Below are 22770 nucleotides of genomic sequence, written 5' to 3'. Positions count from 1 at the left end.
CGATGAGAAATTATATATCCTATTGTGTTCTCCTGTTGACACTTTTCCTGATGAATGGATGTCAAAAGGATGATCGAATGAACAACATGGTCGACGACACCATTTATTTCAGAGATTTCAAAGAGAATAAAATAACGGTATTTGACTGGGGAAAATTTGATTATAATGTAACTGTTGTTAAGGCTGGAATTGGACAACAGGGAGCAAAGATAAACTTCAAGATTGACGAAGCGTACCTAGCAGCCTATAACGCGCAGCAAGGGACAAATTATAAGCTGCTTCCTGCTGACTGCTATAAAATTGCAAATACAACACTAGCCTTTGAAAAAAAGGATTATCTGCAGGATATTGCAGTTGCTTTTGATACTGAGCGCATAAAAGTGCTGCAAGGAAAATATAAGGAATTATATGTGCTTCCGTGCCGCATTGAAGCAGAGGGAGGGGGGGTACATGCGCTGAAACCTGAAATGGCAACGACATTGTTGATTCCTAACGTTAAAGACCCATTTTTGGAATTCACTTCACCGGGTCTGCAGCTTGATCAGATCAAACTGAGCCCCACAGGAGCTGAACAGGTCGTAGGAAAAGCGACATTGGTCACCAATTATCCCAATCAATGGAATCTTGACTATGAAATTGAAGTGGATCCCGTGATTTTGGATAATTACAACGGAACGGTATCAGACGATAAGAAGTTGAAATTACTACCAAAAGCGGCCTATCAGCTTTTACCTGCGCCTTATAAAATTGCTGAAAAGGAGAATAAAACGAGTTTTTCATACACTATTCTGAAAAAAGGACTTATTGATGGAACAACCAATTTATTTGGGGAGTATGCGTTGCCTTTACGGATTAAGTCTGTTTCAAAAAATGGTATTAACCCCGATGCTTCGACAATATTGGTTCCAGTGTCCTTTCAACCGCCAGATATCCCCCGTAGTGGCTGGAAAGTAATTGCGGCTTCTTCCGAATGGATTGGCGGTGGTGAAAAGGAAAATATATTGGACGGGAATCCCGATACCTACTGGCATAATGTCTGGATGGGAGGAGAACCCCCATTACCGCATTATGTCATAATAGATTTTGGAAAGGAATATAATGTGATGATGATTGAATTAACAAGAAGGTTATGGAATAATGACCTAAAAGTCGTTGAGTTTTCGACTAGTAATGACAATAAAACATATAATCCAATAGGGAAGATTGATTTCGGAACAAACAGTCCCAAATCGACTTTGGCCGTGAATGTTCCGACGACAAAAGCCCGTTATTTAAAATGTACGGTAACAGCAAGTAATCGTCCGCCTTCATCCGCTATAGCAGAAGTATATGTCAAAGGATTATAAAATGCATCCGAGATTAGACATAATACAACTTCAAGTATAGTCTAGCTTGCAATCTGGTAGAGCTGAAAGTCACTCCATTTTCCGGAGTGACTTTTTTGCTTTTTTAATATTTGTTCCTAAAATAAAAAAAGCGACTCTTTTGAAGTCGCTTTTTGTAGCCCGTAGGGGAATCGAACCCCTGTTTCAAGAATGAAAATCTTGCGTCCTAACCCCTAGACGAACGGGCCATATCGTTTTCGATGATGCAAATATAGAAGCTTTTTCAAAAAGCACAAAAAAAAAGTGCTGTCTGTGTGCTAATTCATTGAAATTGAGAAAAATTATTTTTTTAAAGGACCTATTCTACAGCGTAGGCGAGCATATATTCATTGAACTTCTCGTAATGTACGTCATATAGATGTGTATGTTGATCGCTGTGGAGTTCGAGTTTTAATATACCCTGCACCTGATAGTCGAATGGTTGTATGGTCATGTTATTCAAGAAGGAGACCCTTGCATTTCCCTGAAGTTTATAAATCGCTTCTTTAGCGCACCAGCAAGCATAAAGCTGCTCATATCGGTTCTCATCCTGTGCGATGAATGCAAGCTCCGCAGGTTTTAGAAACTTATGTTGGATACGCTCTACTTTTGTTTTGATGATTTCCATGTCGATACCCACCTCTCCTTTTGTACTGATCATAGCTGCGGCATAATCAAATGAGTGTGAAAGTGATATTTTTTGGGGGAAATTGGCGAGATAAGGCTTGCCATTTGCATCAGATGGACATTCTATATAACGGGATGTGTTTAATAAGGTGCGCAACAGCACACGGGTGGCAAGCCAATGTAACCGTCTTTTCCCTTTGTTGAAAGACCCTAATTTCGCTTTTTCACGTTCATCCAATTGAAGTTTCGACAGTAAATCGTCGTCCGATTCCTCAATTCGCCAAATTGCAAATTTGGTTTGGCTATCAATTTCACGTAGATACACTAGACTCATACCCAAATTTAAAAAACAAATCGCAGATTTTTGTTTTGAAAAATGAAGTAAAATTAGTGGGAGAACTGTATTTTTGAATTTGTATAGCATTGCCTGATGCTTTTGCTATTTTGATACACATGATTTTATCTGATAAAAGAATTCTCGAAGAGATTGAAAATGGCAGCATTGTCATTCAACCATTTGATCGTAAATGTTTAGGAACAAATTCCTACGATGTGCATTTGGGGAAATATTTGGCAACGTATGCAGACCGTGTACTTGATGCCAAGAAGCACAATGAAATTCAGCATTTTGAAATCCCGGAAGAAGGTTTCGTCTTGGAACCCAACACCCTTTATTTAGGTGTTACGCAAGAGTATACCGAAACGCATAAACATGTTCCTTTTTTAGAGGGCAAATCGAGTACTGGTCGCTTAGGGATAGATATTCATGCAACTGCAGGAAAGGGCGATGTCGGTTTCTGTAATACCTGGACCTTGGAAATTTCGGTTGCTCAGCCTGTTCGGGTTTACGCGGGAATGCCAATTGGACAATTGATCTATTTTGCTGTAGAAGGCGATATCGAGACATTTTATAACACCAAAGGTAACGCAAAATACAATGGCAAGACCATCCGTCCGGTGGAGTCGATGATGTGGAAGAATAACTTCTAATGAAAACGATTGGATGGATTGTATTAGCGACGCTATTGATTGCGCTCATCAGTAGCGTGCTTTATTATTTTGTTCATCCAATGTTTGGCGGAAGTTTCAAAGGAGCTCGGCTTGAACGTATGAAACAGTCCCCCAATTTTAAAAATGGTATTTTTCATAACCTCGAAGTAACGCCATCGTTGAAAGGCGATGTGAATATGGTCTCTTTGTTGTGGGATTTCCTTTTCAACAAGAATCCCCACTTAAAACCTATCAGTGTATTGCCAGCTATGGAATGCGATTTAGCACATCTTCCCGCAGATGACGTACTGATTTGGTTTGGTCACTCCTCCTATCTATTGAAGTTAGATGGAAAATTAATAGTGGTAGATCCAGTATTCAGCTCAAATGCTTCTCCCATACCAGGTAGCAATAAAGCATTTAAGATGTCGGTCGACTATGCGGCGATGGTTTTTCCGAAAATTGACTATTTGTTTATCTCGCATGATCATTACGATCATCTGGACTATGAGACTGTTGTGAAATTGCGGGATAAAGTCGGTCAGGTGATCTGTGGTCTCGGAGTAGGGGCGCATTTTGAATCTTGGGGATACAAGGCCGATCAGATCATCGAGGGTGATTGGTATGACCAGATAAAACTGGCGCCCGATTTTCAAGTAACCTTCACACCCGCAAGGCACTTTTCGGGACGTAGATTTACACGGAATAATACCTTGTGGACATCTTTTGTGTTAAAAACTTCTAAGTACAGCATTTTCTTGGGGGGAGATAGTGGGTATGGTAAGCACTTCAAAAAAATAGGTGACCAATTTGGTCCATTTGATTTAGCGATCTTGGAAAATGGCCAGTATAACGATGCCTGGCATTATATCCATTCTTTACCTGATGAATGGGCTGCTGAAACGAAGGATCTGAAGGCCAAAGCTATTTTACCCGTTCACTCTTCTAAATTCGCGTTGGCGATGCACGATTGGAAAGAACCCATGGAGAAATTTTACGATACGGCGAACAAAGAACAGATCACACTGCTTACGCCAAAAATAGGGGAAATGATCCATTTGAATAAATTAGATACCGTATACGCCCCTTGGTGGCGGGAAGTTAACTAAGGATCTATTTATTTTTTTCCTCGATCCATAAAGACATATATTTTGTGCTCTGCATCGTGTGGTGCAATAATATCTGACTAATAAAGTTTTGTTGACGATGCCTGTCAATCTGTACTTTTAATAAAGATAGATTAGTCATAAAATCGGACTGATACTTTCGTTTTTCATAACGTTCGTTGATAATACGGATACCATGTTCTTGGGCCGTTTTCCAAAGATCTTCATTTTCGTAGAGCTCAACAGTCTTTCGGCAGAACGTTTCGGGATCGTCTTCGATAAAGCCATTCCAGTCCAAATTGCCCTTCATGGCTTCTGCACCAACTTTCGTGGTGACAGATGGTGTACCTGTCTGCATGGCGTCGATAAACTTCCCTTTCACACCGGCACCAAATTGAATTGGAGCCACCAGTAGACGGTAACTTTCCATGGTCAGACGAGCAGATTCCGCTCGGCCCTTGATCAGGAAATTCTCTTTTGGGTTGTTTAACTGTAGTACTTTTTGGGTTGCATAGGCGCCATAAATGTGTAATTCTACTTTTGGGAGCATCTTCCGTAATTGCGGCCAGATTTGTGTTTTTAGGTATTGTACCGTATGCCAGTTCGGCTCATGGATAAAATTTCCGATAAATAATAAGTTCTTGCGCTCTTCGAAGGTGTTCCATTGCTCCACATCGGCAGCAGTGATCTCATCTTCAAGAAAAGGGAGATAATAAAGGATATCGGGTGAAATGCGAAATTCTTCGATCAGAATCTTCATTTCGGATTCGGAAATGATCAACGAGAGGTCACTGCGCAATATCGCGGCAATTTCCCGTTTGGCCGTATTGGTAAATAACTCTTGAAAGGAAAAATCACCGTTATTTTTGACGGATGTCTGTCTCGCCTGACGCAAAAAATGCAAATCTTCCGTGTCAAGTACGCGGAGTGCATCTGGACAATGCTGTGCAACACGCCAACCATATTGCTCTTCTACCATAAAGCGGTCAAATACAACAATGTCGGGCTTAAGCTGCGCAATAAATTCATCAAAGCTGTTGCTATTCAGTACGATGGCCTGTTCCTGGATCCCGAGAGACTGTAAAGGTGCACTATACGGCGATTTGGCAGCAGCAGAAGCAAATGTAATCTGATAAGAGCGATTAACAAACGTCTCAATTAATTGCATCATACGGAAGCCCGCTGCTGAAGATGTTGGCTCTGGCCACACCAGTCCGATGAACAAAACCTTTTTCTCTTTCATGCCGGAAAATTACTGATTAATGTGAAAAGAATTGACGAAAAATTAACAATTAGTCATTTTCAAACGATTAGCTTTATTTCGTGTTTATACTATATCTCAAGGTTATTCATCATTAAACGATTATATGGCCAAAACTATTGCGCAACGAATTCGACATTTTTCACCAAAGACCTATTGGAAGGAACTAATAGCTGTTTTGGTTATTTTGTTGGCCTTTGTATTTTTTAGAAATGAACGAAAAGAGCTTGCTGCCATCATTCCACATTTGCGTGCGGCCAATCTAACCTGGGTTTTGGTCGGCGTTGGAATTACTCTCGTCTATATTGTACTTCAGGGATTGATGTATGTGCAGAGTTTTAAAGCGATAGGCCTTTCTATTAACCTGAGAATCGCTATTGATCTTTTCCTCAAGCGAAATTTACTTAGTGTGTTTCTGCCTGCGGGTGGGATTAGTTCTTTGGCATATACAACGACGCAGTTGCGAAAAAGAAATTTGAATACGACGCAAATTCATCAAGCAGGGGCGCTGTATGGCTATGTCGGACTACTGACGGTCTTTCTGATCGGTGTACCTGTTATATTGTATACGATTTGGCACAATAAAAATTTTGGTGATGCCTGGATCTCATTGGTGGTTTTGGGGCTGCTTCTGGGCGTCGTATTTTGGCTCGTTTGGTCTTTTAGAACACACAAAGGCGTCTATCGCTGGGTTGAACTAAAATTTCCTGCTGTAGCCTCTAATATCGATGAAATATTCTCAGGAGAGGTCAAGCTAAAATATTTGTTGGGTACCATGCTGGCATCGATGGTCGTTGAATGCTGTGGCATTGCCCATGCTTTTGTAAGTATGTATGCCCTTGGTTTGGACCACTCTTTCGAGGCTGCGGCTATTGCCTATACTGTTTCGGTGGTATTGATGATTGTTTCTCCTTTTCTACGGGGGCTTGGGGCTGTAGAGTTGACTATGCTGTATATTTTTAAAGTGTACGGCTACTCGCAGGCAGAAGGATTGGGCATTACAATTCTCTACCGGGCATTCGAATTTTGGTTACCTTTAGTCCTGGGGCTTCTGGCTTTTGCATGGCGTGGGAAACAATTGCTGGCACGTATTGGCCCGGCGCTGCTTATCTTCTTCTTGGGCATGGTAAATCTCGTATCTGTATTGACGCCTCCTTTGGCCGACCGGATGAAACTTGATCGTTTCTATTTGCCTTTAGAAGCAATTCACGCGTCCAAATTTATGGTGTTAGTGTTAGGCTTAGGGCTGTTGGTGACCTCGGCTTACTTGATCAAAGGTTTCCGAATTGCATTTTGGATCGCCGTAGTGTTTAGCGCCTTGTCGCTTTTTGGGCACGTGTTTAAGGCATTGGACTATGAAGAAGCTTCGGTTGCTTTATTGACCTTGATTTTACTGGCCATGAGCTATAAGCAATATCGGATCAAGAGTAATATTCGTTGGGTGCGAATTGGGTTTATCACATTTTTTGTCGCTCTCCTAGCCATATGCCTTTTTGACGTAATGAGCTTCTACTTCATTGATAAACAGCATTTCGGTGTTGACTTCACCTGGCGACAATCCATCTATCATACAGCACGGAGTTTCCTCTTGTTTGCCGATGATGAATTGATGCCCCAAACTGTTTTTGGTCAAGAATTTCTGCGGATCACCCAGGTACTTGGACTTTTTTGCTGGTTTCTCCTAATCTATGCGTTAGCCCGCCCCCGTCTCTTGGCAGATGAAGACTCCAGCCAATCTGAATTGGAACGTGCAGAACAATTATTGATTGAGTTTGGTCAGTCTCCCATGGATTTTTTTAAATTGGGAAAAGATAAGAGTTTGTTTTTCTCAGAAGTATCCGAGGGATTTACCGCCTATCGCTTGGCCAATGAATTTGCCATTGTATTGGATGAACCTGTCTGTGAACAGGGGGATAAGGAAGAGCTAGTCGAGGAATTTGATCAATATTGTTATGCCAATGGATTAAAGGCCATTTATTACCGCGTTGACGAAAATAGTTTGGTTCATTTTTCATCCCTGCGCAAGCAAAAGATCACCATTGGACAAGAGGCGGTATTGGAACTCGATACATTTAAGTTGGAGGGCAAAGACCGAAAGTCTTTGCGTAACGGGCTGAATGCGATTCAAAAAAAGGGCTTTGCTACGGAAGTTTTGAAGGCACCGCAAAAGAAAGAAGTTATAGCCGAATTGAAAGTGATATCTGATGAATGGTTGAGCGCATTTGATAAAAAGGAAATGGTTTTTTCGCAAGGGATGTTTGACGAAAATGAGCTTATTTTGCAAGATATCGTTGTACTGAAAAATGAGCAGAATACTATCGTAGCCTTTCTGAATATCATCCCCGATTATGCGAAAGATGAGTGCACCTACGATATGATTCGGAAGTCTCTTGATGCACCGGGTGGTAGCATGGATGCATTGATTGTTGAGCTTATTGCGTATGCTAAGGCCAAAAAGTACGTCTATCTAAATTTGGGCATGGTACCGATGACGGGGTTGGGGGCGACAGATAGTCCCGCAGAAAAGATTATGAAATTTGCCTCAACACGATTGGGTAACTTTAAACATTACCATAGCCTGCGCGACTTTAAAGAGAAGTATGCGACATTTTGGGAAAATAAATACCTTATATTTGATAATGATTTTGATCTCATACAACTTCCTGTAGCACTGGTCAAAGTAATGAAACCGAACGAATAGCTTCATGTAGATGCTGTACAGATGAAAAAAATAGCTACCTTATTAATAATTGCTGGCATGGCGTTTCATGCGTTTGCACAACAGCGTTTGATTGACATGAAATATTGGAACAATAAAGCTGCATTACCTTTGGTTCTCTATCTGAGTGGCGATGGTGGATTTAATTCATTCTCTAACAAGCTTTGTGAGCTGATTGCTGGAGTAGGATATACTGTGGCAGCGATCGATTCGAAAACCTATTTCTGGAAGAAGAAAAGCCCGAGTGAGATTGCTGCCGATGTTTCGAATACACTGAAAAACGTACTCTTAGCACGGCAAAATATGCATCTTTTTGTAGTGGGGTATTCATTTGGCGCAGACGCGGTTCCTTTTATTATTAATCGCCTGGATCCCGTCATTAAGAAGAACCTAAAGAGTGTTGTCCTGCTGGAACCATCTGTGTCAACAGATTTGGAGATTCATATAGCGGATATTTTGGGTCGGAGTAATACAAAACGGAGTCTTGACGTGATCGCGGAAATCAATCGAATGGGTGCAGTCAAAACGGGCGTTATTCTTGGTGATGATGAAGCTGATTTCCCGATACAGAAGATAACACTTAAGATTTTTACAAAAAAATACCTCTCCGGCGGGCATCATTTTAGTGGCAATGCAGACCAGGTCGCGAAGAATACTGTTGCACTCTTTTAGCCGAGGAGCCTTGTATAACTTTGTTAATGGTCAGATCAAGTAAACGACCAAATAGACAGCTCTTTATTTTTTTGTGACCCATTGTATGGTGCGGTATCATTTTCTTATCCTAGATCAAATAATTTAGGGAAAGAAGGTGTTACTTTTGAATGACTTATAAAATAGATAAAATGGAATTAGGAATAGGAATGTTTGGCGACTCAAGGATAGATCCTGTTACAGGTCAAATCCAGGCAGCACAAGATAGAATGAAAGAAATTATCGAAGAGATCAAGCTTATGGATCAAGTAGGATTGGATTTCTTTGGAATAGGAGAGCATCACCGTGCAGATTATGCGGTTGCAGCACCCGAAATTATCTTGGCTGCGGCTTCTACCGTTACCAAAAATATTAAATTGGGCAGTGCAGTTTCGGTATTAAGTTCTGCCGATCCGGTTAAATTATTTCAGGATTTCGCAGCCGTCGATCTTTTATCCGATGGACGTGCTGAGATCATGGCAGGAAGAGGATCCTTCATTGAATCCTTCCCTTTATTTGGTTATGATCTAAAAGATTATTCCGAGTTGTTTGAGGAAAAACTAGAGCTTTTGCTTCGCCTGAATAAGCAAAATCCAATTACTTGGCGCGGTAATTTTAGAGCACCATTAATCAATCAGGAAGTTTTCCCACGACCTAAAAATGGATCACTACCGATTTGGGTTGCAGTAGGTGGCACAACATCTTCTGTGATCCGTGCCGGAAAGTTGGGCTTACCGGTTATGTTTGCCATCATCGGCGGGATGTATGAAAGCTTCGATCATTTATTTGACATGTACCGTCAAGCATATGAGGATAATGGGCATGATATGGCTAATTTTCAGGTCGGAGTACACATGCATGCGTTCTTTGGCGATAACAACGCGCAGGTAGCAGACTACTATTATCCGATTTATTCGGCACAGATGGATCGTATCGGAGCAAGTCGTGGATGGCCGCCATACCAACGCACACAATATGACTTCGGAAGGTCTTCCAGAGGACACCTTATTGTTGGGGATGCTGCTTATGCCGTAGATAAAATATTGCAAATACAGGAGAAATTTGGATTGACACGCTTCTCTGCACATATGGATGTGGGCGCCCCTGGGCATAAAGAAATGCTGCGTTCTATAGAGATTTTTGGTGAGAAAATAGCACCTGAAATTCGAAAGGCTCTTCATAAAGATGCCTAAAGAGCGATTATCATTTTTTTAACGCTGAGATATTCGCTACCTTTGTGTCGTAAATCATTTTAGAGAGTAAGATGCTTGGATTAAAGTTGTTGACAGATCCGCGATGGGCAAACATTGCAGAAGGAAATTTAGAAGAGATTTTGACAGATCATGCCTGGTGTGAACAAAAGGCTGCTTCAAATGCCATATCCTTAATTACCAACAACTCAGAACACGAAGATTTGGTGCATGAGCTGACAGCAATCGCAATCGAAGAAATGGAACATTTTAAGATGGTTATTGATATCATCAAAGAACGTGGCTATACCTTGGGTCGTGAACGGAAAGATGATTATGTCGGTCAATTGATGAAATTCTCTAAAAAAGATGGCAGTAGAAATATGGCTTTTATTGACCGTTTATTATTCGCGGCGATGATTGAAGCCCGTAGCTGCGAACGTTTTAGAGTACTTTCACAAAATATTCAAGATAAAGATCTTGCGAAGTTTTACTATGATTTAATGGTGTCTGAGGCAAATCATTACACCACATTTCTAAATTTTGCACGCAAATATTCCGTAGACGTCGACGTAGAAAAGCGTTGGAAGGAGTGGTTGGAATTTGAAGGGAAGCTAATTCAGTCGTACGGAAGTAAAGAAGCCATTCATGGCTAATTGAACCTCGCTCCTACCTATTTTAAAACACATACATAACAGTTGTCCCGTTCTATTTCTTAGAACGGGATTTTTTGTCACTTATTTATTCTTATCTTTGTACCGTGATTGAAAAAAGTAAAATAATAGATATCAGGAGTTTGTCTTTGGATCAGATCAAAGATCAACTTACCGCGTTGGGGGAGCAGGGCTTTCGTGCGAAGCAGATTTATGAATGGATTTGGGTGAAATCTTGCGTAGATTTTGATCAGATGAGTAATTTGAGTAAGCCCCTTCGTGAGAAGCTGAAAGCGAATTTTACGATCAATGCAGTTACAGTCAAAGAATCTCAGATCAGCTCAGATAAAACAATTAAAAGTAGTTTTTGGCTCTATGACAACAACATCATTGAAGGGGTGTTAATACCTGCTCCGGAACGAATGACCGCTTGTGTCAGCTCACAGGTGGGCTGTAGCTTAACCTGTAAGTTCTGTGCAACAGGTTATATGGACCGTAAACGGAACCTTAATGCCGATGAGATCTATGATCAAGTCGTTCTTATCAGCAAGCAAGCCGAAGAGTACTATGGGCAGCCACTGACAAATATCGTTTATATGGGGATGGGCGAGCCCTTGTTGAATTATGCCAATATGATGAAGTCTGTTGAGCGCATTACAGCGCCAGATGGATTGAATATGGCCGCCAAGCGGATCACGGTGTCCACAGCGGGTATCGCAAAAATGATTAAGAAATTGGGTGATGATCAGGTACGTTTTAACCTAGCACTTTCTTTGCATGCGGCAAATGACAAAAAACGGAATGAAATTATGCCTATCAATGAGCAGAACTCACTGAAAGCATTGGCAGAAGCACTCAAATATTTTTATGCGAAAACAAAGAGCCCAATTACATTTGAATATATTGTCTTTAACAATTTCAATGATGAGTTGGAGGATGCAAAAGAACTGGCCAAGTTCTGTAAACATGTTCCTTGTAAGGTCAACCTGATTGAATACAACCCTATCGCACTGGCCGATTTCCTGAACGCTGAAGCAGATAAAATCGAGGTATTTGCAAATTATTTAAAAAGCCAAGGTATCATCACGAATGTGAGACGTAGCCGTGGTAAAGATATCGATGCAGCCTGCGGACAATTAGCAATTAAAGATAAGGAAAAAGAGGAATCCGAAGCATAATCTGAAGGATAGTTCCTATCTTTAATAGGGAATTAACCAGATGAAATCCGAATTAAATAAGGTTTTTAGCGATTTTATAGCCATATTTTTTCCAAGGGAATGTGGCTGTTGCGGCTGTGTGCTAAAATATCAGGAAAAGTTTGTCTGTACAGCATGCGATTTCCATTTGCCTTATACTAACTTTCACGAATACTCGGATAATGATACCGCAAGACAGCTTTGGGGGAAAGCTCCTGTGGAAGAGGCCTGTTCATTCTTATTATTGCAAAAGGATAGTCGCGTAGAGCGCCTCATTTATCAGATTAAATACAATAACCAACCTTTTCTTGCAGAATATTTTGGTTATCTATACGGCTTAAAATTAATCAAAATAAAGGCCTATCAGGATATCAATTGTATTGTTCCTGTGCCATTGCACCGTAGCAAATTCCGAAAAAGAGGCTACAACCAATCCACTTACTTCGGAAGAGGGTTGTCCAGAGCAATGGGAATCCCCTTGCGGGAAGATATTTTAGTCAGGAAGAAAGCGACAATGAGCCAAACGGGTAAGGGGCGGATCGACCGGTACGACAATGTAAGTGATATTTTCGATTACAAAGGCACTATGTTGCCGGCTAACGTACATATCCTTGTGGTTGACGATGTATTGACCACGGGAGCAACGGTTGTTTCAGCAGCATTGACACTCTTAGATGCAGTTGATTGCAGGGTATCTGTTGCTACGCTGGCAAGAGCCTAGTTCGAAAGTCTATCCCATAACTTATACCCTTCTCCGTCCGGATAAAGCGAATTTCAATAATTACGGTAACCACTATTACGAGCAGGCCATGCCTTCAATAGTAATGACCAGGTCAAAACGAATTCAACACGTTATTTGCGACGTCGGTTGACATAGTTTAGGAGATAGGCAAATCCTGCCATGCCGATTCCGATGCTGTCTGCAAATAAATCCCACCAGTCACCGCTGCGATACGTAAAAATATAAAGCTGAAGTAACTCTGTCAGTCCTGCAAATAAAAAACCAAGGATGGAAACGACAAAGATTGGAAGCCAACGGGTCGGTTTACCATGGAATTGCTGGATTACACCGTTGTATAGCAATGTACAGAAAACAAAGAACATCCCACAATGGACTAATTTATCCATACCTGGATAGGCGGGAACTGCATCAAAATTATTGCCCGGGAGGGTGCATAAAACAATAACTATTATGGCCCAAATAAAACACCACTTATAGTCTAATAAGATTTTAATCATGGCGATAAATATCCAAAAATTTCCTGATAGAAATAAAAATATTATTTATTTAAAAATTATTTCACTGTAAATCAGTTGTTTAGTTATATTGTTTTGTTTTATATGGTACTATGTATTGCATGGTACCATAAAATACATATATCTTTGTATTGTTATGATAGCTGAAAATACACAAATCCAAATGAGGAAGGGGATACTTGAATATTGTATCCTATCCATAATTTCTCGAGGAGAAATTTATGCCTCCGATATTATCAGCGAACTGAAGAAAGCTCAATTATTGGTTGTGGAAGGAACCTTATATCCGCTTCTAACACGTCTAAAAAACAATGGACTGTTAAGCTATATATGGAAGGAGTCAACTTCAGGTCCGCCTAGAAAATATTATGAAATTACCCAAGAAGGGTTAGAAGTCCTTTCGCGACTAGATGTTACCTGGAATGAGCTCGTGTTTGCTGTAAACACGTCATTGGTGGGTAGAAACAATGATTCAACTAAACCAGTTAAAGATAATAACGATGAATAAGACAATAATTATCAACATAAATAGTATCGTCTTCCATATTGAAGAGGATGCTTATGAGGTGCTTCGCTCCTACATGATTGATATAAAGAAGCACTTTGGACAATCGGAAGATAGTAAGGAGATTTTGGAGGACATCGAAAATCGTATTTCTGAAATGTTTACCGAGAAGATTCAGGCGGGCAGCAAAGAAGTTCTGAATATGGACGATGTTAATGCCGTTATCGAGCAAATGGGGAGCGTCAGCGATTTCGAGTCTGAGGATCAGGACGGTTATGCGTCTTTTCAGCGCCAGCCAAATGCAGATGGTTTTAAAGTAGGGAAAAAGCTGATGCGCGATCCCGATGACAAAGTTTTCAGTGGAGTATGTAGTGGATTGGGGCACTTTTTTGGTATTGAGGCGAAATGGGTACGCTTACTCTTTGCTTTATTTGTTGTGATCGGTGGATCGGGCGTATTGGTCTATGTTATCCTATGGATCGTAATGCCGCTCGCTGTAACCCGTGCAGATAAGATGGAGATGCGTGGTGAAGCACCGAATATTCAGAACTTCAAACGTTCTTTTGATGAAGAAATGAGCGGGGTAAGGGACTCGTTCTCGAGGGGAATGGACCGCACCGGAGATGGTGTTGCTAAATTATTGCAGGTCTTTGTGAAAGTTATCGGCGTATTCTTTGTTATTATCGTCGGGTTAACGCTCATCGGATTGATCATTGGACTTATCTTCTTTGCACTGGCTATTGTGAACGTAATTCCTGACGTCATGGACGATTCTGGTCCTTTCTACCTCATGAATCCGAGCGATGTACCTTTCGCTTTGATCGCGGGTTTCTTGGCCATTTTTATCCCTTTCGCCGGGTTGTTCTATTTGCTTCTCCGTGTTCTCTTCGAGAAAAAACCAATGAACAATTATTTGACAACCACCTTGTTTTTAGTCTGGTTGGCATCGATAGGCGGTATCATCTACTACGCTACATCGGTAGCAAAGGAATTCAAAGAGTCTAGTACAATTGTCGAAGAGAAACCGCTGCAAAAACAGGCTGTTTATTACTTAAATGAAAATGATATTCGGGTAATCCGCTTAAAAAATGGTGTGAGAAGTGGTATCGGTATTAAAAATGAAAACGTTTCAACCTATTTGAGGCGTAATATCCGTATTCGAATTGAGCGTATTGACTCTTTGCAAGAACCTTATGTACGTTATGAGTATTCGGCTAAAGGAAATTCCTATAAAGTTGCAACAGACAGAGCGGGTAAAATTAATTATGCGTTGAGACAAGATAGTACGTCATTAACATTTGACAACGCGTTTCAATTGAATGAAGGCGAACTTTATCGGGATCAAGAAGTTAATATTACTTTATTCCTGCCTGTGGGCACAAAATTGGTCATTAATGCTCGTCTGGAAGATAAATTAAGAGATATATCATTCTACGAGTGCAGAGATCGCTATAAGGAAGATTTAAATGATGTAAAAGACGTCGAGTTTGTGGTCACATCACTCGGGTTGAAATGTGCCTTGCCGCCTGAAAAGTCAGATGACAGTGACGAAACAGCCACTGAGGGGAATGAGGTAGTTGCACATGATACGTCTGTTGTCATCCGTCGGGATACCATTATTAATCTCAAAAAAGATGGTGTTACCATAGAGACAAAAAAGAAATAACATAAACCAAGTCTTCCGCCTGAAGGCGGAAGACAAATTATTACCGCTATAACCAATCGAAAATCAGTACTGACCTTCGTGTTATAAGCCTATTTAATACCATTAAAAGTAAATGCTATTACACCTATTTATAAACGAATGAAAAGATATTTTTACCTCTTACTCTTAAATTTTTTAATTACTTCATTTGCCTATGCGCAAGTGAAAGTTACAGGCAAAGTACATGTAGAAAATAATGTGCCTTTGGCCTCGGCAACTGCTTATCTGATGAAGGCAAAGACGACTGTCATTCTGAAAGCCGTTGTTACTGATGAAAATGGAGAATACCAATTTTCGGATATACAAGCTGGAAGTTATTATGTCGAGGCGAAAATGGTCGGGTATACCACCAATAAGAGCAATGTTTTTGATATCAGCAAATCAGACCACAAGGTCCCGGCGATCCTGCTGAACACGGATACACGAAAATTGCAGGAGGTCGCCGTAGAGGGTAAGCGGCCGATGGTTGAAAGCAAGCCCGGTAAACTGGTTTTAAATGTGGAAAATTCGCCTTTAGCCGCAGGGAATAATGCCTTAGATATTGTACAGCGGGCTCCTGGAGTGAGTTTAGATAACAATAATAACCTACAGTTGATGGGGCAATCTGGTGTATCCGTGACCATCGATGGTCGGCAGACCTATATGTCCGGTGAACAGTTGGTGAATTTTTTGAAGAGTACGGATGGCAATCAGATTAAGTCCGTCGAAGTGATTACTACGCGTGCAGCAAAAGATGACGCTGAGGGGGCAGTGGGTACAATTAATATTGTACTCAAAAAAAATCGTATGGAAGGTTTTAACGGAACCTTTAACATGACGGCAGGGAGGGGAGAAAAATTCAGAGGGAACAGCTCCTTATCCTTAAACTATAAGAAGAACAATACGACAGTATTTGGATCGTATGCGTATTCGGATGAGAAAAGCCACCGGAAGCTTCTGCTTGATCGTGTTATTCAGAATAAAGGTGAAAAGACCTATTTTAAACAAAGGTCGATATTGGACGAAAAGGAACAGAACCATTCCTATCGCTTCGGTGTTGAGCAAAGGACATCGGCCAGAAACACCTTAACCGTGCAGTTTAATGGATCGAATAATATCGAATACAACGATAACGATAGTAAAACCAATGTAGGAAAGTCTTTTACAACATTGGATTCGCTTTTGATTTCAACATCGCAGTTCAAAGAATTATTTGATCGTTACTCCGCTAATTTAAACAATGAGTTTAGAATTGATTCGAATGGCAGAAAACTTACCCTTGACCTGGATTGGAGTAAATTCAAAAGCAGCAAACGCGTAGGTTATAATAACCAATATTTTGATGGTCAGATGAATGCGATTACGCCCGAAGAGATCCAACGCAGTAGAATGCCTATCGGAATCGATATCTATGTCGCCAAACTGGATTATGAACAACCGCTATCTAAGGTCTCCAAGCTTGAGATGGGGGCTAAATATTCTAACGTTACGTCGGATAACGATTTAACCTTTGAAGACTTTTTGAACAATTCCTGGATTAATAATGAAAAGCGTACGAATCATTTTGTGTATAAGGAGCAGATCGCCGCTGGATATATAGACTATAATAATACCATAGGGAAATGGGGCCTGAAGGTCGGCGCGAGGGGAGAATATACATTTTCTGACGGGAACTCGCTTACGTTAAATAAGCAAGTGAAACGGAATTACTTTAAACTTTTTCCGAATGCAAATCTGACGTATACACTCCATGAGAATCATATCCTTTCCTTAGGTTACGCAAGGAAGATCACGCGTCCTAATTACCGACAGTTGAATCCTTTTGATTATTTTATTGATAAACTAACCTTTGAACGTGGTAATCCTTACCTGAATCCGCAATTTTCCAATGAATTCACCCTAAACTATACCTTGATGCAACGTTATAATGTGACATTGGGTATTAACGATGTGCGGGATGCGATTGTAGAGAGCATGGGGCAAGATTCGGTGCTAAAACAAACGTGGGTTATACGTGAAAATTTAGGTAAAAATTTGACGGCTTATCTGAATCTGAACATCCCGGTTACGGTATCCAAGATTTGGAGCATGAATAACAATATTACAGGCATCCACTTTAACTTTGATGGCATGGTGAGTGGTTATCCGCTGAAAAGGACCTCCTTTCTTTTGCAGGCTACATCGATGCACAATTTAAAACTGGCGAAAAGTCTGTCCGCTAATGTCAATTTGAGGTATTTCTCGCCGTTCAACTATAATGTATACGATATGAAGGCCCGTTGGGATATGGAGGTAGGAGCGACCAAGACATTTAAAGATCAACGTAGTTCGTTGAAGCTGGCGGTGAGCGACTTGTTTAATACAGGGAATCAGAATCTGAAAACCAATTTCGGCGATTTTGACTCCAGTATCAGGCAATACCAAGATCGTCGCGTGGTTCGATTGACCTATTCGTATAAATTCGGAAATTTAAAAAACAACTATCGTAAGAAAGATACAAGTAATGAGGAGAAAGAAAGAGCGCAATAGGCCCTTGAATTTTCTAAAAAAAGCGACACCGCGAGATGATCTAAATCATCCTGCGGTGTCGCTTTTTTTTATAGACAATGCTATTAGAAAATGTATTTGGTACTTAAAAAGTTCGATTCATTTTCACTAACAATGTCATTCAACAATTTCTTGTTTTCTTCGGTGAACTTTGCCGCGACCAGGGAGCGTATCGAGAATGAACGCAAAGCATCCACAACGGATAAAGTTCCCTCAGCGCTATCTTTTCTTCCGGTGAAAGGGAAGGTATCTGGACCACGTTGACATTGGCAGTTGATATTGACACGACTTACCTGATTGACCAATGGATCGATTAAAGACGACACAACAGCCGCATTGTTACTAAAGATACTGACCTGCTGTCCATGCGAAGAGCCGATCAGGTACTCGATAGGTTCCTCAAGGTCATCAAATGGCACAACAGGGATAACTGGACCAAATTGTTCCTCTCTGTAAAGTTTCATTTGAGAATTGACCGGATAAACGATCGCTGGGTAGAAGAAAGATTCTGCTACTTGTCCACCATTTTCGTTAATCACCTTTGCACCATACGCTTTTGCATCTTCGATACATTCCGTCAGATAAGCTGGTTTGTTAACCTCTGGAAGAGGTGTCAAAGACACGCCTTTTTCCCAAGGCATACCATACTTTAATTTAGCAACTTCCGCAGAAAGACGTTTTAGGAACTCTTGTGCCAAGCTGCGGTGTACATAGATAATTTTAAGTGCGGTACAGCGTTGGCCATTGAATGAAAGAGAACCCAGTACGGTTTCAGAAACAGCAAGATTTAAATCGGCATCCTTCGTGATGATTGCCGCATTTTTTGCGTCAAGACCAAGAATTGCGCGTAGACGGTTAACTTTAGGATGTAATTTCTTAAGTTCGTCAGCAACACGGCTTGAACCGATCAACGTCAACACATTGATCTTTCCAGACTGCATAAGACTTGGAACGATCTTGTTTCCACGACCATAAATTGTATTGACAACGCCTTTCGGGAAGCTTGTTTTGAAAGCCTCTAATAAAGGGTAATGTAATAATGTACCATGTTTAGGTGGTTTGAACAACATCGTGTTCCCCATGATCAAAGCAGGGATCAACGTTGTGAAGGTTTCATTCAATGGATAGTTGAATGGTCCCATACATAAAACAACTCCTAGTGGAGATCTTCTGATTTGGGCTATAATACCTTGTTCGATCTGAAAACGGGAAGAATCGCGGTCAATATCTTTCAATGCGTCGATCGTTGCGTAGATATACTCTACCGTACGGTCAAACTCCTTAACAGAGTCAGCATAGGATTTGCCAATTTCCCACATAATAAGCTTGACAACAATGTCCTTCTTGGCAATCATCTTTTGTGTGAAATTTTCAACACAAGTAATACGATCGGCAACGCTCATTGTCGGCCATTCTCCACGGCCATTGTCGTATGCTTTTACAGCAGCTTCCAAGGCTTCCATGGACTCTTTTTCAGTACAAACAGGGAAACTACCGATGCGCTTACGTTTCAAGCCGTCCTTAGTCTTTACACAGATAGGTGAAAATACTTCGTTTACTTGACCCGTCCAAGAAATCATTTCTCCATTGGAAAGGAACTCTCTTTGATCGACCTGTTCGTCTAGCGTAAATTCTGCGGGAATGTCTTTCTCCTCGTAGAAGATACCTTCTAAGTTTAAGCTCATTGTTTTTAAAAGTGGTTTAGATTGATATTTATAAAGATATTGCTAATATACTGTAAATATTACAATATTTGTTAATTTTTTATTAAAATAAGTTTAGGTACTAGTGTTTTCATTACAATCCATGCAATTAAATATGCGATTGAACAGAACGAAAAAATAATAAAATATCCCGCTTCTTCTCCCTTGAAACCCATAAAGACAAGTTGAGTCTCTTTGGCATAGTCGAATAGCCAGCCCGAAGTTTTATTGATAATAAAGGCTCCTACACCGCCCGCAAGCCCGCCGATTCCTGTAACAGTGGCAATGGCACGTTTTGGAAAAGAATCGCCAATAGTGGAAAAAATATTGGCCGACCACGATTGATGTGCCGCACCTGCAAAACCAATTAAAATAACGGGTATCCAATAGGAAATATGCCCCAAGGGTTGTGCAAAGAGTACGACTAATGGGACGAAAGCAAACAGCAACATAGCTTTCATTCGACCTTCATAGGCATTCATTCCCTTTTTCTCCACAAAATACGTCGGCAACCAGCCGCCGTAAATTGACAGCATGGTGATCGCATATAAAACAAATATGGCCAATTGCCCTGCTGTATCAGAAGACTTTATGTCGTAAACGGCTGATAGATAGGCTGGCATCCAGAATAAGAAGAACCACCAGACGCCGTCGGTCATGAATTTTCCGAAGACAAAGGCCCAGGTTTGCTTGTACTTGAGGCATTCTGCTATGGTGGTTTTGGGCTGTTTTGTTAAGGCAGAATGCTCCGTTTGGTGTTCATGGTCATCTTGGTGAATGTAAGCCAATTCAGCCGCATTTACTTTTGGATTCTCGTGCGGTTTTTTATAAAGAAAGATCCAGAAACCCATCCAGACAAACCCAAGGGCTCCTATTATGATGAAAGACATCTCCCAGCCCCAGTGTGCTGCGATGACCGGAATGGTCAATGGAGCAGCCAATGCTCCTATGGTTGCCCCTGAATTGAAAATACTGGTGGACAATGCACGATCTTTCTTTGGAAAATACTCTGCGGTAGCTTTAATGGCCGCTGGGAAATTTCCAGCTTCCCCGACAGCCAATACAAACCGGGCGAAAATAAATAAGTTTACACTAACGCTGATGATTAAACCGGCATTGTTCACATGAGAAATAGCTTCTTTTGCGCCTTCAAATCCAACAAACCACTCGCCAGCGACAATTCCTGAGGTTGCAATACCACAAAAAGCATGTAATATGGCGCCAATGGACCAAATAGCAATCGCCCATAGAAAACCTTTTTTTGTATCCATCCAATCGACAAAACGTCCCGCGAAAAGCATGCTGATGGCATAAAAAATAGAAAACAAAGCGGTAATATTTCCATAGTCTGTATTTGTCCAGTGGAATTCAGGGCTGATAAAATCTTTCCAGGTTAAGGATAATACCTGGCGATCCAAGTAATTGATTGTGGTAGCAAAAAATAGGAGGGCACAGATTACCCAACGGTAATTACCCTTTTTCTCTGTATTAATCATAATGGGTTTAATTGTTTATTTTTCTTGAACCTATCGCTTCAAATGACGAATAATGAACGCTGTATGCCTTCCTTTTACGATGCTCGTGGAAGGCATACAAGCAATCTTATTGTTTTTAACGTGCTTTTGAGACAAGATCAAGTGCTTTTTGTGTATTTTCGAATAAATTGCTGGTGTCCTTTGGATCAATCAGTTTACTGCCCATACCTACCGCACATACACCTGACCTGAACCATGCTTTTAGATTTTCTATTTCGATGTCTACACCCCCCGTTGGTATAAAGTTCTGACCTTTAAAAAGATCCCGAATAGATGACATAAATGCTGGTCCCAAAATATTTGCAGGGAATAATTTTATCAATGCGGCCTGTTGCTGTTGAGCCGTGTAGATTTCGGTCGGTGTCATGCAGCCTGGAATCCACAACTTATGGTGCTCATGTACAAGCGAGCCAACCAAAGGATTCACTAAGGGGGCCACAATAAAATCAGCACCGGCCTGGAGAAACTGTTGTGCATCGTCCACCGATTTGATGGTGCCAATACCCAAGTAGAGGTCTGGCATCTCAAGGTCCCTCGTTGCAACAAGGCGCTCAAAAACAGCCAACGCCTCGGGGCCACGATTTGTAAATTCAAAAACGCGTACACCCGCTCGGTATAATGTTCGTAGAATATCGATACTTTCTTCCTGATCATGATGGAAGAATAAAGGAAGTGTTCCTTGTTCGATAATTTTATTTAATACAATCTCTTTTAAATTCATGTTGTTAATCTCTTTTTAATATCGTCCACTGTACTTGTTGTTGCATCGCTGGCGATAAATAGTTTATCGAATGCCGCGCTTGTTGCAAATTCTAGCGTCTCCTGCGGCGAAAGGTTGGAATACAATCCATAAATCAGACCCGCCATAAAGCAGTCGCCACTTCCTACTTTATCCAAAATCTCTTCCGCTATATAGGTTGTGGATTTGATCAAACGGTCTTTATCAAATAATGTGCTGTAGTATTCTATCCCTTTGGTATGGTGGTCAAAACGGAAGGTATTGGCGACATACTGGCACATGGGGTTGGAAGCAATGATTTCTCGGCTGGTTCGATCTGCTTGCGCGAGTAACTCTTCTTCGGTGTATCCTGACGTGTTTGTTAAGAATTGTTCGTCAAGCGGCGTGCCCAGCATCTGATGCGCGGCCCATATATTGCCCATAATTAAATTGCAGTACTTGGCAATCCGAGGCATAACCTCTTTCGGTGTTTTACCATATTTCCAAAGCTTCGATCGGTAGTTAAGGTCTAAGGACACAAAAATTCCTTTTTCCTGTGCTTTTTGCACAGCTTCAAGACAGAGGTCTGCAATATCCTGGCTAATTGCTGGGCAAATTGCCGAAAAGTGAAACCATTTCACGTCCTTCAAGGCTTTGTCCCAATCAATACTGCCGACTTTGAGGCTTGCAAAAGATGAATTGGCGCGATCGTAGATAACCCCCGCATTTTTAAGATCTTTACCTTTGGGGAGATAGTAAATGCCCAAGCGCTCTCCGCCCCATTGCATCGCCGATGTGTCTATGTTTCTACGTTTCAAATAGACATCTATACCTTCACAAATGGCATTTTGCGGTATCGCAGATAAGTAGGATGATGGCACGTTCCATAGGGCCAAAGCTGTAGCGACATTTAATTCTGCTCCTCCAACGTAGAAAGGCAATTGGTGCTGTTCAATCCAATTGTCTTCAATATCCGGACAGATCCGTAACAGCAATTCCCCAAAGCTTAAAACTTTACCCTGCAT

General features: G+C 41.1%; 19 protein-coding genes and 1 tRNA gene. 12 read left to right on the top strand and 8 right to left on the bottom strand.

Features of this window, described 5'->3' with window-relative positions; all coding sequences use genetic code 11:
• Positions 1 to 2: 2 nt before the first annotated feature.
• Positions 3 to 1346 carry a BT_3987 domain-containing protein gene (locus tag BGP15_RS08535; RefSeq protein WP_286769226.1) on the top strand — a complete coding sequence of 448 codons (1344 nt, stop codon included), beginning with the start codon at positions 3 to 5 and terminating at the stop codon, positions 1344 to 1346.
• A gap of 155 nt (positions 1347 to 1501) precedes the next feature.
• Here BGP15_RS08535 and BGP15_RS08530 read toward each other — a convergent pair.
• A tRNA-Glu gene (locus BGP15_RS08530) sits at positions 1502 to 1573 on the bottom strand.
• Positions 1574 to 1683: 110 nt separating this feature from the next.
• Positions 1684 to 2325 (bottom strand): 4'-phosphopantetheinyl transferase family protein, encoded by a 642-nt coding sequence (locus BGP15_RS08525; protein WP_286769225.1) that lies wholly within the window; start codon positions 2323 to 2325, stop codon positions 1684 to 1686.
• A 119-nt stretch (positions 2326 to 2444) separates the two neighbouring features.
• On the opposite strand from BGP15_RS08525, the gene dcd reads away from it, so the two are divergent.
• Together dcd and BGP15_RS08515 are read left to right on the top strand one after the other, a co-directional pair.
• The gene (gene dcd / locus BGP15_RS08520; RefSeq protein ID WP_046673098.1) at positions 2445 to 2981 is read left to right on the top strand and encodes a dCTP deaminase; all 537 of its coding nucleotides are present in this window, start codon (positions 2445 to 2447) and stop codon (positions 2979 to 2981) included.
• Positions 2981 to 4090 (top strand): MBL fold metallo-hydrolase, encoded by a 1110-nt coding sequence (locus BGP15_RS08515; protein ID WP_286769224.1) that lies wholly within the window; start codon positions 2981 to 2983, stop codon positions 4088 to 4090. The genes dcd and BGP15_RS08515 overlap by 1 nt, the downstream gene beginning before the upstream one ends.
• Before the next feature lie 4 nt (positions 4091 to 4094).
• Here BGP15_RS08515 and BGP15_RS08510 read toward each other — a convergent pair whose 3' ends face one another.
• Positions 4095 to 5330: a glycosyltransferase gene (locus tag BGP15_RS08510; protein WP_286769223.1), complete on the bottom strand. Its 1236-nt coding sequence runs from the start codon at positions 5328 to 5330 to the stop codon at positions 4095 to 4097.
• Between the two features lie 124 nt (positions 5331 to 5454).
• Here BGP15_RS08510 and BGP15_RS08505 point away from each other — a divergent pair, with 124 nt between their 5' ends.
• The 6 genes from BGP15_RS08505 (at position 5455) to BGP15_RS08480 (ending at position 12517) form a co-directional block, all read left to right on the top strand.
• Positions 5455 to 8049, top strand: a complete 2595-nt coding sequence (locus tag BGP15_RS08505; RefSeq protein WP_286769222.1) for a phosphatidylglycerol lysyltransferase domain-containing protein — start codon at positions 5455 to 5457, stop codon at positions 8047 to 8049.
• 21 nt (positions 8050 to 8070) lie between these two features.
• On the top strand, positions 8071 to 8739 hold the full coding sequence (locus BGP15_RS08500; protein WP_286769221.1) for an AcvB/VirJ family lysyl-phosphatidylglycerol hydrolase: 669 nt from the start codon (positions 8071 to 8073) through the stop codon (positions 8737 to 8739).
• A 170-nt stretch (positions 8740 to 8909) separates the two neighbouring features.
• Positions 8910 to 9950, top strand: a complete 1041-nt coding sequence (locus tag BGP15_RS08495; RefSeq protein ID WP_286769220.1) for an Atu2307/SP_0267 family LLM class monooxygenase — start codon at positions 8910 to 8912, stop codon at positions 9948 to 9950.
• Positions 9951 to 10021: 71 nt separating this feature from the next.
• Positions 10022 to 10603, top strand: a complete 582-nt coding sequence (locus BGP15_RS08490; protein WP_046673102.1) for a MiaE family protein — start codon at positions 10022 to 10024, stop codon at positions 10601 to 10603.
• Positions 10604 to 10677: 74 nt separating this feature from the next.
• Positions 10678 to 11778: a dual-specificity RNA methyltransferase RlmN gene (gene rlmN / locus BGP15_RS08485; RefSeq protein ID WP_376746599.1), complete on the top strand. Its 1101-nt coding sequence runs from the start codon at positions 10678 to 10680 to the stop codon at positions 11776 to 11778.
• Between the two features lie 40 nt (positions 11779 to 11818).
• Entirely contained in the window at positions 11819 to 12517 is a 699-nt protein-coding gene (locus BGP15_RS08480; protein WP_115046362.1) for a ComF family protein, read from the top strand.
• 131 nt (positions 12518 to 12648) lie between these two features.
• Here the strand turns inward: BGP15_RS08480 and BGP15_RS08475 are convergent, their stop codons facing one another.
• Positions 12649 to 13035 carry a VanZ family protein gene (locus BGP15_RS08475; RefSeq protein ID WP_083295776.1) on the bottom strand — a complete coding sequence of 129 codons (387 nt, stop codon included), beginning with the start codon at positions 13033 to 13035 and terminating at the stop codon, positions 12649 to 12651.
• Positions 13036 to 13189: 154 nt separating this feature from the next.
• Between BGP15_RS08475 and BGP15_RS08470 the strand changes: the two genes are divergently transcribed.
• The 3 genes from BGP15_RS08470 (at position 13190) to BGP15_RS08460 (ending at position 17771) form a co-directional block, all read left to right on the top strand.
• Positions 13190 to 13561: a PadR family transcriptional regulator gene (locus tag BGP15_RS08470; protein ID WP_046673104.1), complete on the top strand. Its 372-nt coding sequence runs from the start codon at positions 13190 to 13192 to the stop codon at positions 13559 to 13561.
• Positions 13554 to 15224, top strand: coding sequence for a PspC domain-containing protein (locus BGP15_RS08465; RefSeq protein ID WP_286769219.1), 1671 nt, complete (start codon positions 13554 to 13556; stop codon positions 15222 to 15224). The genes BGP15_RS08470 and BGP15_RS08465 overlap by 8 nt, the downstream gene beginning before the upstream one ends.
• A 138-nt stretch (positions 15225 to 15362) precedes the next feature.
• Positions 15363 to 17771 (top strand): TonB-dependent receptor, encoded by a 2409-nt coding sequence (locus tag BGP15_RS08460; RefSeq protein WP_070561483.1) that lies wholly within the window; start codon positions 15363 to 15365, stop codon positions 17769 to 17771.
• Between the two features lie 83 nt (positions 17772 to 17854).
• On the opposite strand, the gene BGP15_RS08455 is transcribed toward BGP15_RS08460, so the two are convergent.
• The 4 genes from BGP15_RS08455 to BGP15_RS08440 all read right to left on the bottom strand — a co-directional run bounded on the left by BGP15_RS08455 (position 17855) and on the right by BGP15_RS08440 (position 22770).
• Positions 17855 to 19474 (bottom strand): NADP-dependent glyceraldehyde-3-phosphate dehydrogenase, encoded by a 1620-nt coding sequence (locus tag BGP15_RS08455; protein WP_070561481.1) that lies wholly within the window; start codon positions 19472 to 19474, stop codon positions 17855 to 17857.
• Positions 19475 to 19545: 71 nt separating this feature from the next.
• Positions 19546 to 20988 carry an MFS transporter gene (locus BGP15_RS08450; protein ID WP_502688435.1) on the bottom strand — a complete coding sequence of 481 codons (1443 nt, stop codon included), beginning with the start codon at positions 20986 to 20988 and terminating at the stop codon, positions 19546 to 19548.
• A gap of 115 nt (positions 20989 to 21103) precedes the next feature.
• Positions 21104 to 21748 (bottom strand): bifunctional 4-hydroxy-2-oxoglutarate aldolase/2-dehydro-3-deoxy-phosphogluconate aldolase, encoded by a 645-nt coding sequence (locus BGP15_RS08445; RefSeq protein WP_070561479.1) that lies wholly within the window; start codon positions 21746 to 21748, stop codon positions 21104 to 21106.
• Entirely contained in the window at positions 21745 to 22770 is a 1026-nt protein-coding gene (locus BGP15_RS08440; RefSeq protein ID WP_236586150.1) for a sugar kinase, read from the bottom strand. The genes BGP15_RS08445 and BGP15_RS08440 overlap by 4 nt, the downstream gene beginning before the upstream one ends.

This window comes from Sphingobacterium sp. 40-24, assembly GCF_001899705.1.
GTDB classification, from domain to species: Bacteria; Bacteroidota; Bacteroidia; order Sphingobacteriales; family Sphingobacteriaceae; genus Sphingobacterium; species Sphingobacterium multivorum.
The sequence above is the reverse complement of the archived record's forward strand: the minus strand, read 5'-3'. Positions and strand labels throughout refer to the sequence as shown.